We start from the raw sequence: 4714 nt of genomic DNA on the forward strand, positions 1-4714 counted from the left end.
GATGAAAAATTACCAGAGTGATATTCTTTACTCAGTCAGTACCACGAAGGGAAGTGGCTATATCTATGTTTTAATTGAGCACCAATCCACCCCTGATAAGCTCATGGCTTGGCGATTGATGCGTTATAGTATGTCGGCAATGCATAAGCATCTAGAGGCCGGACATAAGCAATTACCATTGGTATTCCCAATACTCTTTTATTGTGGTGAACAAAGTCCTCACCCCTATAGCACGAATTGGTTGGACTGTTTTCATGATAGAAAACTAGCAGAGCGTATTTATACCAATCCCTTTAAGTTAGCCGATGTCACCACACTTGAAGATGGTGAGATTATGCGACATAAGCGAATGGCTTTGTTAACGCTGATACAGAAGCACATTCGCCGAAGGGATATGACAGAGCTTTTTGATGAAATTGTGACACTGCTGTCGTATAATTATTATACGGATAATCAAGTTATCACCCTGTTTAATTATCTCATCCAAGAAGGTAACGCTCAAAAGCCAATGGAATTTATCACCGAGATAGCCAAGCAATCAGAAAAACACGAAGGAGCACTTATGACTATTGCTCAACAAATTGAAGAGATCGGAATCCAGAAAGGTATGCAACAAGGTATGCAACAAGGTAAAGCAGAAGGCCGTCAAGAAGGTAAACTTGAAGCTCAACTTGAGATAGCAAAACAAATGCTAATAACAGGCATGGACAGGCAATCGGTGATGAAATTTACGGGTTTAACTGATACTGAAATGAGCAACCTGTTTAAAGATTAAACGATGACAGAACGAAAAAAGTTAAGCCTCAATCGCCCAAGAAAGGCTTCACAGGAAGAACAGACCTCAAGTACCGCTGTTTACGGTAAAAAGGTCTGGGTCAATGCTACGCCCAAAAAACAGGCAAAAAAGCCTCATCCTCCCAAAGTAGCAAAACAGCAACCCAAAAAGGTGGTTGAAAAACCTAAACAGGCAGTGAAGGTTAAAATTCCAAAACCACTGACACCGCCTAAAAAGCGATTGCCGTTAGAAGAAGCCATCTCACAGATAACCACATTTTGGCCTAATCTTTTTCCCGATGACAAGTTGCGCCCAATGAAAATTGGTATACAGCAAGATATGTGGCAAGAAGTGAAGGAAAAAAACTTACCAATAGCCAGAAGGCGTTTAAGAGCCTGTTTAGGCAGTATTGGACATCACGCTAATTATCGCGCACTTTTCCAGTTAGGGGTTAGTCGTTATGACAAAGAAGGTCAGATAGCTGGAGAGGTCACCCAAGCGGATGTTGAGGATAATTTGCAACGTTTAGCACGGCGAAATAAGCAAAAATTCAAGTAATCAGGTCTACGCTAAAAAATCCAGTGCAGACCTATCCACTATCACCGCAAAAAATACATTGCCCCTAAACTGATGAGGTTAATCGCGACCGTCACCCCAATAATCATCCAAGCAGTTTGCCGTAGAGTGCTTTCATTTTCTCTTAAATGATTGCCAATATCGACTTCAATCGTTTTGAGTACATTTTCTTTAGCCTTGTTGAGATGATCTTGAAAGAGAGAAACCGATTCAAGCATCGATTTTGATAAGATGCTGAGAGAGGTTGAGTTTTGATAGTCAATCTTCATGTCAATCTCTTTGGCTTTTTCTTCGATAGCTGCCCTTGATTCACTAGTAATCGCCCGTAAGTTTTCCACCTGTTGATCGAGATCGGTAGGGAGTCCTTTTATAGCTAAATCAATACTATTTAACTGATTGGTTAATTCTTTAATGCTGATTTCAATTTGTTTTCGTTGTGCTTCACTAATTGATTCAGGTATTTTATCGAGTTCCGCTTTTACTTTGTCTGGCAAAACTGACGTTAATTGATTAACTAATTGCATTTGTTTGTTGAGATTGTTATTCAAGTCATCTATTTTCTTTTCAACCTCAATGTAATCTTCTAAAAACGCCTTAATTTTTGCATCCTTTAAATCATCAAAATTATCAAAATTATCTTTCATAACATTACCTTTTAAGCATTGACTAAATTTAAATTATGAAAAGCGACATCTAAATCAGCGTTAAATCCATTCATCAACATTTTTATTGCTCTTAGATTAGAAAGTTCGCTTCGCTCTTCACGGCTGGAAGCAGAACGTATTAACGATTTGAAATCACGGTTATCGTTGTAAACATCGTCATAGTTCAATTTGTTTTTAGAAAGCACGTCAAATAAATCTGTCTGATAAATGACAGACTGTTTATTGTTATAGGCGATTTTTGAGCAGTTTGAATTTTCAAAAATCAGGGGGTATTGTTTTTCTATTGATTTATCTTTGTTTGCCATATTAAATATAAATTTAACACTATCAATCTCGACACCGAGATCAATTAATGATTCAACCGTTGAAATTGAATCAAGTTGCTGTTTTTTGGCTGGTAGGACTGGGATTAGATAATAATCTATCAGATCGTGACTTCCTTTATAATCATTCATTTTGACAAAAAATGTTTCAATATTTGACGCTCCAATGTCAATAATTGATACATCGGTTTCATCTATTTTCTTCATTATTTCATCAAATTCTTTTGCGGACATTTTTTCATCACTTGTGCCGTCATTATTAATTGTTTCGACTCTAACAATTTCAGCGTTTTCTAATCTTGGTAGTAACATCGTTTGGCAAATGGTGGATTTACCGACATTCCCGCTATTATTCATAATGGCTAATTTTAAGAACATTTTAATCCTCTTTTAAAAATTATTTATCTTTGCGCTTATCCAAGCACTAGCTTGAGCAAAATTAGAAAATTTTTGCTTTTCCAGTTCGTCTAATGATATGTTATGTTTTATTGCTCTTAATGCCAGATTTTCATTATAACAAATAGAGCGATAACTCATAAAGGTATTTTTATTAATGCCTAATGCATTTAACTCTTCATCAATGGTTAGTTTTTTTGTTTTTTCTGTGATTTTTTCCTTTCTTATTTGTGATTGACTAATATCATTTTTATTCGTTTTAAGAGTGTTTTTCCTGTTTTCAGATAACCGTTTTACGGCTCCAAAAACTGATTTGTAATTTAATGTTATATTAATTTCTTTATCGTTATTAAGGGTATTAATCAGAACTGATAAAGGAGAATAAAGCATAGCTTCTGTCAAACTATCATAGATATACCTCACTAAACCTGTTATTGCACCTTTCTTGGTAAGATCTACACCATCCTGACTGATAAAAGATAAGATATCTTTTTTTAATTTATTGTAAAAATCATCCATAGCTTGCCTTTTTTGTTTAATGGAGATTAAATAATACTATATAAGATTAACAAAGAATAATAAAGAAAATATCATTATTTTTTCTCATAAAAAAGAATAATAAAGATTATTAGCTATTAATAGCGATTATTAAATCTTGAATGAAGATTAAAAGAGATTGCATAAAGTATAAATATATTTTTAAAAAAGAGGGCGATTGTACACAAACATTAAAATGTTTGCTACAATCGACGTGCTAAGGGGTAAACCCCTTAAACCCCATACATTTTAACTATAGTAAAAATGGAGGCTCTACGAGCCTATGAAAAAAGATAACAAAAATATTCATATTACATTCAGACTGACAGAATCAGAGTATGCGCCGTTCAAAGAAGTCATCGATACGCTCGGTTTATCAAAGTCTGAGTTTTTCCGATTATTGTTAACCAAGCAGTTAGATCCCGATATTCATAATAAAATTAATTCAGAAAAATATGACCGTCTGCTTTTTTACTTTAATAAAACCAGCAATAACATTAATCAGATCGCGAAGCAGATTAATACTGCTTATCAAGACGGGATGATAACAGAGCAACGTTTAATTCGATGGCTAACTACTCTTAATACCATTAGCGATAATCTTTTATCAGGTATTGAACATGATAAGTAGAATTGATGGCGGAAATAAAGGCATTGTTGATTATCTGGTTAATGGTATCAAGCAAGGGCGCGCTTTAAACCGTGATGAACTGGATAACCGATTAATTTTAGAGGGTAACATTGAACACCTTAATCATGTTATTCATTCAATTACTGATAAAGGACAGGAGCGGTATATTCACATATCGCTTTCTTTTTATGAGTCTTCTATTTCTTCTGAGATACTTCAAAAAGTTACTCAAGAGTATAAAAATCTGCTGATGAATGCGTATCATTCTGACGAGTATTGTTTTTATGCGGAGGCACATATTCCTAAAGTAAAATATATTAATGATGAAAAAACAGGGAAATTGATTGAAAGAAAGCCGCATATTCATATTATCATTCCTGAAAAAAATCTAGTAACAGGAAACGTTTTAAACCCAAGAGGGAAAGGGGAACTTTATATCGATCAACTGGATGCAATCCAAGAACATATTAATCTTAAATACCATTTAGTGAGTCCAAAAGATGGGATGAGAATAAGTGACGCTAACCATGCTAATGTTCTTTCACGAATGAAAGGCGATTTATTCCATGAAAAGCAAGCGGAATTCAAAAAAACGCTTTTTGAATCTCTGGATAACGAGAATATTTTTACGCAATCTGCGTTTGAATCTCATTTAAAAAAAATGGGTGAAATAAAAATTTATAATAAAGGAATGACTAATCAATATATCGGTATTAAGTTACCGGAAGAACAAAAATTCATTCGTTTAAAGAGTCCTTTGTTTTCAAAACAGTTTATTGAAAACCGAACAATACCTATTCGTAAACCCGCT

General features: G+C 34.4%; 6 protein-coding genes and 1 pseudogene. 4 read left to right on the forward strand and 3 right to left on the reverse strand.

Translation table 11 applies throughout. From position 1 onward, the window contains the following. Nucleotides 1-775 (forward strand): Rpn family recombination-promoting nuclease/putative transposase (locus tag G468_RS21500; protein ID WP_034250242.1); only part of this gene is annotated, 775 nt, incomplete at its 5' end. Between the two features lie 3 nt (nt 776-778). Further along, entirely contained in the window at nt 779-1333 is a 555-nt protein-coding gene (locus G468_RS0116195; RefSeq protein ID WP_026823936.1) for a ProQ/FINO family protein, read from the forward strand. A gap of 41 nt (nt 1334-1374) precedes the next feature. Here the strand turns inward: G468_RS0116195 and G468_RS0116200 are convergent, their stop codons facing one another. The 3 genes from G468_RS0116200 to G468_RS0116210 are packed head-to-tail and all read right to left on the reverse strand — an operon-like array spanning nt 1375 to nt 3254. Continuing rightward, nucleotides 1375-1995: a hypothetical protein gene (locus tag G468_RS0116200; RefSeq protein ID WP_026823937.1), complete on the reverse strand. Its 621-nt coding sequence runs from the start codon at nt 1993-1995 to the stop codon at nt 1375-1377. Nucleotides 1996-2006: 11 nt separating this feature from the next. Beyond that, nucleotides 2007-2717: a StbB family protein gene (stbB, locus tag G468_RS0116205; RefSeq protein ID WP_026823938.1), complete on the reverse strand. Its 711-nt coding sequence runs from the start codon at nt 2715-2717 to the stop codon at nt 2007-2009. A gap of 12 nt (nt 2718-2729) precedes the next feature. Then, nucleotides 2730-3254 carry a hypothetical protein gene (locus G468_RS0116210; RefSeq protein ID WP_026823939.1) on the reverse strand — a complete coding sequence of 175 codons (525 nt, stop codon included), beginning with the start codon at nt 3252-3254 and terminating at the stop codon, nt 2730-2732. Between the two features lie 301 nt (nt 3255-3555). Between G468_RS0116210 and G468_RS0116215 the strand changes: the two genes are divergently transcribed. Both G468_RS0116215 and G468_RS0116220 read left to right on the forward strand, forming a co-directional pair. Then, nucleotides 3556-3903 (forward strand): plasmid mobilization protein, encoded by a 348-nt coding sequence (locus G468_RS0116215; RefSeq protein ID WP_026823940.1) that lies wholly within the window; start codon nt 3556-3558, stop codon nt 3901-3903. Beyond that, nucleotides 3893-4714: pseudogene (locus G468_RS0116220) on the forward strand (LPD7 domain-containing protein); the annotation flags it as partial. The gene G468_RS0116215 and the pseudogene G468_RS0116220, both read left to right, overlap by 11 nt.

The organism is Arsenophonus nasoniae DSM 15247 (assembly GCF_000429565.1).
Classification (GTDB): domain Bacteria; phylum Pseudomonadota; class Gammaproteobacteria; order Enterobacterales; family Enterobacteriaceae; genus Arsenophonus; species Arsenophonus nasoniae.